The 5933-nt window shown below is 61.3% G+C and carries 4 protein-coding genes and 2 riboswitches; all 4 genes read right to left on the bottom strand.

Annotated elements, in window-relative coordinates:
• Positions 1-44 precede the first annotated feature (44 nt).
• The 4 genes from ACRC1E_RS03670 to gcvT all read right to left on the bottom strand — a co-directional run bounded on the left by ACRC1E_RS03670 (position 45) and on the right by gcvT (position 5587).
• A complete protein-coding gene (locus ACRC1E_RS03670; protein ID WP_438513756.1) occupies positions 45-707 on the bottom strand; it encodes a TetR/AcrR family transcriptional regulator in 663 nt (220 codons plus the stop codon).
• A 343-nt stretch (positions 708-1050) separates the two neighbouring features.
• Positions 1051-3906, bottom strand: coding sequence for an aminomethyl-transferring glycine dehydrogenase (gene gcvP / locus ACRC1E_RS03665; RefSeq protein ID WP_438513755.1), 2856 nt, complete (start codon positions 3904-3906; stop codon positions 1051-1053).
• 83 nt (positions 3907-3989) lie between these two features.
• Entirely contained in the window at positions 3990-4376 is a 387-nt protein-coding gene (gene gcvH / locus ACRC1E_RS03660) for a glycine cleavage system protein GcvH (RefSeq protein ID WP_438513754.1), read from the bottom strand.
• Between the two features lie 125 nt (positions 4377-4501).
• The gene (gcvT, locus tag ACRC1E_RS03655; RefSeq protein WP_438513753.1) at positions 4502-5587 is read right to left on the bottom strand and encodes a glycine cleavage system aminomethyltransferase GcvT; all 1086 of its coding nucleotides are present in this window, start codon (positions 5585-5587) and stop codon (positions 4502-4504) included.
• A gap of 32 nt (positions 5588-5619) precedes the next feature.
• A riboswitch (glycine riboswitch) is annotated at positions 5620-5730 on the bottom strand.
• A gap of 18 nt (positions 5731-5748) precedes the next feature.
• A riboswitch (glycine riboswitch) is annotated at positions 5749-5838 on the bottom strand.
• Positions 5839-5933: the final 95 nt, after the last annotated feature.

Below are 5933 nucleotides of genomic sequence, written 5' to 3'. Positions count from 1 at the left end.
CCCCGAGTCCCCGATCCCGAGTCCCCATTCCCGCCGTTAAACAATCACGCTTGCGGCAGTGCCGCCAGATCGTACACCGGGCTGGCGGTATCGGCGCCCTTCTTGGCCAGACGCGACAGCTCCTGACGCATGATGCTCTGCAGCCACTGCTCGCGTAGCGGCGATGGCTCGACTTCGCGGCTCATGCTGCGGTACAGCGACATGCCGTGATAGGTGGTCATCATGGTCAGCGCCATGGCGACGAATTCGCTATTGCCGGCATAGCGCGGGAAATAGGTGCCCAATACGGCAATAAAGCGGTCGCGCTGGCGCAAGCCGTCGCGGGTGAGCAGCCCCGACAGCTCGGGCTGGGTGCGCGCGGCCATCATCAGCTCCATCAGCACCACATAGTGCACATCGGCTACCAGCGAGCGCATCAGGCACACCATCTTGTCCTCATCCGAAGCCTCGGGTGGCAGCGCCGCCAGATCGACGGTGGCACGGTCGAACAAGAGATCGATGGTGCTGTTGTACACCAGCTGCATCAGCTCGTTCTTGGTCGCGAAGTGGCGGAACAGCGCCCCCTGCGACAGCTCGGCACGCTGGCAGATAATCTGCACGCTGGCGCCCTGATAGCCCAGCTCGTTGATGCAATCGATGGCGGACGCCACCAGCTTGCCAATGGTGCCTTCGCGGCGGCTTTGTTGGGTTCTGCGTGTCGGACTCATTATTTTCTCACTTTGTTCTGCTTGCTTATGCCGCGGATCATATCAGTAAAATTCAAAACGGGTAACTTGATATACAGCGCACTCGCTCGCATGTCGCGACTGCACCGCTAACACCCAGCCTAAAACCCCAGCCGGAAATAAAAATAATCATTTAAAAACATCAGCTTAATAAAAACCAGACTACAAGCAGCGGCTTGACTCTAGCCGATTACAAAAGGGGAAACGCCCTATCTAATATTGCTGGCGCCACGCCGGCTGTTGCCTTTTGACGACAACAGCTTACGCCGACATAAAAAAGCCCGCAAGCCTTAGCTCGCGGGCGCTTTCTTTTACTCTGACAGAACTACAGATAGTCGGCCGTCGCCGGGCAACTGCACACCAGATTACGGTCGCCATACACATCGTCGATACGGTTCACTGCCGGCCAGAACTTGTTGTCCAGCACATAAGGCAAGGGGAACAGGCCCTGCTCGCGGCTGTAGGGCTTATCCCAGTCGGCAGCGATGTCGGCCTTGCCGTGCGGCGCATTGACCAGCGGATTATTGTCCGCCGGCCAGACGCCGTCCTCGACGGCCTGCACTTCGGCACGAATAGACAGCATGGCCGCGATAAAGCGGTCGAGCTCGGCCTTGTTCTCGCTCTCGGTCGGTTCGATCATCAGCGTGCCGGCCACCGGGAAGCTCATGGTCGGGGCGTGGAAGCCGTAGTCCATCAGGCGCTTGGCGATATCGACCTCGGTAATGCCGGAGGCCGCCTTGAGCGGACGCAAATCGATGATGCACTCGTGCGCGACGCGGCCCTGCTTGCCGCTATACAGCACCGGATAGTGCGGCGCGAGTTTGGCCGCCACATAGTTGGCATTGAGCAGTGCGTGGCCGGTTGCCTGGCGCATGCCCTCGGCGCCCATCATGGTGATATACATCCACGAGATCGGCAGGATGGAAGCAGAACCGAACGGTGCCGCCGACACCGCGCCCTGACCTGCTTGCGCCCCCGGCACGGCGCTCACCACATGATTGGCCATGAACGGCGCCAGATGCGACTTCATGCCGATCGGCCCCATACCCGGGCCGCCGCCGCCATGCGGAATGCAGAAGGTCTTGTGCAGATTCATATGCAGCACGTCGGCACCGATATCGGCCGGACGGGTCAGCCCCACCTGCGCGTTCATATTGGCACCATCCATATACACCTGCGCCCCGTAGCCATGCATCAGCGCACAGATGTCGGCGATGGATTCTTCGAACACGCCATGGGTAGACGGATAGGTGATCATCAGCGCACCCAGGCGCTCGGCATGCATCTCGGCCTTGGCCTTAAGATCGGCCACATCGACGTTGCCGGACTCGTCGCACTTCACCACCACCACCTGCATGCCCAGCATCTGGGCAGTGGCCGGATTGGTGCCGTGCGCCGACTGCGGAATCAGGCAGATGGTGCGCGCGCTGTCGCCACGCGATTCGTGATAGCGCAGGATGGCGAGCAGGCCGGCGTATTCGCCCGAGGCACCGGAGTTGGGCTGCATCGAGATCGCGTCAAAGCCGGTAATGGCCTTGAGCTGGTCGGCCAGGCCGGCAATCATTTCGTGATAACCCACCGCCTGATCGGCCGGGCAGAACGGGTGCAGCTCGGCAAAGGCAGGCCAGGTCACCGGCAGCATCTCGGCCACCGCATTGAGCTTCATGGTGCACGAGCCCAAGGAAATCATCGAGTGATTGAGCGCCAGATCACGGTTTTCCAGACGCTTGAGGTAGCGCAGCATGCCGTGCTCGGTGTGGTACTGGTTGAACACCGGATGGGAGAGGATGGCCGATTCGCGCTTGAGCGCGGCCGGAATCGCATCCGGCGCCGCCGCATCCAGCGCGGCAATATCGGCCGCCTTGCCGCTAAAGAGTTCGATCAGGAAGGCAAGATCGCCTTCGCTGGCCTGCTCGTGAAAAGCCACTGCCAGCACGCTGTCGCCAACGCGGCGCAGGTTGTAGCCGGCAGCCAGTGCTGCGGCGTACACGCCGGCGGCCTTGTCGCCCAGCTTCACCTCTACCGTGTCGTAGAAGCGGTCATACACCAGCGCGCAGCCTGCCGCTTTAACTGCATGGGCAAAAATTGCGGCCAGACGGTGGATGCGCGTCGCGATGCGGCGCACGCCCTCGGGGCCGTGGTAGACGGCATACATGCCGGCGAGGTTGGCCAGCAATACTTGCGACGTGCAGATATTGGAGTTGGCCTTTTCGCGGCGGATATGTTGCTCACGGGTCTGCAGCGCCATGCGTAGCGCGGTCTTGCCCTTGGCATCGACCGACACGCCGATGATGCGCCCGGGCGCGGCACGCTTCATGTCTTCGCGGAAGGCAAAATAGGCGGCATGCGGGCCGCCGAAGCCCATAGGCACGCCGAAGCGCTGGGTATTGCCCACCGCCACGTCGGCGCCCATCTCGGCCGGCGACTTGATCAGCACCATGGCCATGATGTCGGCCGCAATAATCGCCACCGCGCCGCGCGCCTTGGCGGCGGCGATGGACGGCGTCAGGTCGATCACATCGCCACCGGCGCCGGGCAGCTGGAACAGCGCGCCGAAATAGTCGGCATTGCCGGCTTCTTCGGGATGGCCCAGCACCAGCTCATAGCCGAAATACTTGGCGCGGGTGCGGATCACATCCAGCGTCTGCGGCAGCACGCGGCTGTCGATAAAAAAGGCATTGGATTTGGACTTGGACACGCGGCGCGCCAGCGTCATCGCTTCGGCTGCGGCGGTTGCCTCATCCAGCATCGAAGCGTTGGCCATCTCCAGACCGGTCAGGTCGATCACCATCTGCTGGTAATTCAGCAGTGCCTCCAGACGGCCTTGCGCGATCTCGGCCTGATACGGGGTATAGGCGGTATACCAGCCCGGGTTTTCCAGCACATTGCGCAGGATCACATTGGGCAGGCGGGTCGGGTGGTAACCCAGACCGATAAACGATTTGTTGATGATGTTCTTGGCCGCAATGGCAGACAGCTTGGCCAGCGCCTCGGCCTCGGTCACCGCATCGGGCAGATCAAGCTTGCGTTTAAAGCGGATGGCCGCCGGCACGGTCTGATCGATCAGGGTTTCGAGATCGGCCACGCCAAGCTCGGCACACATGGCGGCGCGCTCAAGGGCATCCGGCCCGATATGGCGGCCGATGAATTCGTCGTGATTAAAAAGTTGCTGTAGCGACATGGTGATTCCTGTTTTTGGCCGGCGGGATGGCGGGATCAACGGCAAAAAAAACCCCTGTCTGTGATCAGACAGGGGTGTAACTATCAGGCGCCGATTTCGGCGGCGTAAGCGGCGGCATCCATCAGGCCATCCAGATCGGCGGCATTGGCCGGCTGGATGCGGAAGAACCAGCCCTCGCCGTACGGGGCGGAGTTGGCCAACTCGGGCGAACTTTCCACTTCTTCATTCACCGCCAGCACTTCACCGGCAATCGGGCTGTAGACATCGGAGGCGGCTTTCACCGACTCGACCACCCCGGCCTGCTCGTCGGCAGCCAGATGGGCGCCGACTTTAGGCAACTCGACAAACACCACATCACCCAAGAGTTCCTGTGCGTGTTCGGTAATACCGACGGTGATGGAGCCATCGGCTTCAAGGCGCAGCCATTCGTGGCTGGAGACATATTTCAGTTCGGACGGGATGTGGCTCATGGTTGGGGCTCCTGTGTTGATGGGGTCGAATGGGGCCAATGGGGAGTCGTGAGCGGGAAGTAGCGAGTGAATGGGGCGTCTCTATTGCGACTTCCTATTCTCCACGCCCTATTCCCTATTCTCCCTTACTCGAATACCTTCTTGCCGTTACGTACGAACGGCATCTTGACCACACGCACCGCGGTCAGCGTGCCGCGCAGATCGACATGGGCGCTGTCGCCAATAGCGGCCGGCACGCGGGCGATGGCGATAGAGTGCTTGAGCGTAGGCGAGAAAGTGCCGCTGGTGATGATGCCTTCACCCACACCCTCGACCACGACTTTCTGTCCTTCACGCAGCACGCCGCGCCCTTCCAGCACCAGGCCGACCTGACGCATGGCGACACCGGCCGCTTTTTGTGCCAGCAAGGCGCTGCGACCGATAAACTCGCGCTCGTCTTTCATCGCCAGCGTCCAGCCCATGCCGGCTTCCAGCGGGCTGACGCTATCGTCCATATCGTGGCCGTACAGATTCATGCCGGCTTCCAGACGCAGGGTATCGCGCGCGCCAAGGCCGATAGGCGCCACACCAGCCTGTTGCAATTGACGAAAGAATTCGGCGGCTTCGGCGGCAGGGATCATGATTTCCAGCCCGTCCTCGCCGGTGTAACCGGTGCGGGCGACAAACCATTCGCCAAAAGGCAGGCCCTGGAATACCTGCAGCGCACGGATGGACTCGGCCCAATCCGGCTTGACGGCACACACCTTGGCGATAGCATTCGGGCCTTGCACCGCCAGCATGGCCAGATCGCGGCGCGGCGACAGGCTGACATCGAAACCGGCCAGATGCGCGTCCATCCACGCCAGATCCTTGGCGGTGGTGCCGGCATTGACCACCATGCGGTAGCCATCGGCCGCCAGATAGACGATCAGGTCATCCACCACGCCACCCTGCTCATTGAGCATGCCGGCGTACAGCGCCTTGCCGACAAAACCCAGTTTGGCCACATCATTGGCGATCAGGTGCTGCAGCCAGCGCTTGGCATCGGTGCCGGTGATGTCGATCACGGTCATATGCGACACATCGAACATGCCGGCGTCGCTACGCACGATTTCATGCTCTTTCAGCTGCGAGCCGTAATGGATGGGCATGTCCCAGCCGGCAAAATCGACCATCTTGGCGCCGGCGGCGAGGTGTTCTTGATATAGCGGGGTACGTTGGGCAGCCGTCATGGTGGTCCTTGCATAGGGGTGATATCAACTATCTACACCCCTCTGTCCGGTCACCTGAGATTTTCCGCAAGCGCAGCATGGCTGTGTTGCGTTAGCCCCTTCGGTGGGTGCCGCATCGGGCACCGCTCTCCAGAGTCGGTGGGCCAGTCCGGTATTCGGGCCCGTATGATGCAGTCCTTTTGCCTGAGCGATTGCGGGTGCGCTTGCGCCTTCGGCGGCGGCATAAAGCCGCTCTCTCCTGCATGATGTGCGGATTATCGCGGGAGATGGATGATAAGTAAAGGCGGGAATGGATGCAGGGAACAGGGTCGGGACAATCTCCCTATTCCCTATTCCCTATTCCCTA

It is taken from the genome of Craterilacuibacter sp., from assembly GCF_051659485.1.
GTDB lineage: Bacteria > Pseudomonadota > Gammaproteobacteria > Burkholderiales > Chromobacteriaceae > Craterilacuibacter.
Note: the sequence above shows the minus strand (reverse complement) of the source record. Positions and strands in the feature narration are given on the sequence as shown.

Bases quoted from the DNA above. Each gene is read 5' to 3' on its own strand.
- ACRC1E_RS03670 (WP_438513756.1), bottom strand. From the start codon at position 707: ATGAGTCCGACACGCAGAACCCAACAAAGCCGCCGCGAAGGCACCATT.
- gcvP (WP_438513755.1), bottom strand. From the start codon at position 3,906: ATGTCGCTACAGCAACTTTTTAATCACGACGAATTCATCGGCCGCCAT.
- gcvH (WP_438513754.1), bottom strand. From the start codon at position 4,376: ATGAGCCACATCCCGTCCGAACTGAAATATGTCTCCAGCCACGAATGG.
- gcvT (WP_438513753.1), bottom strand. From the start codon at position 5,587: ATGACGGCTGCCCAACGTACCCCGCTATATCAAGAACACCTCGCCGCC.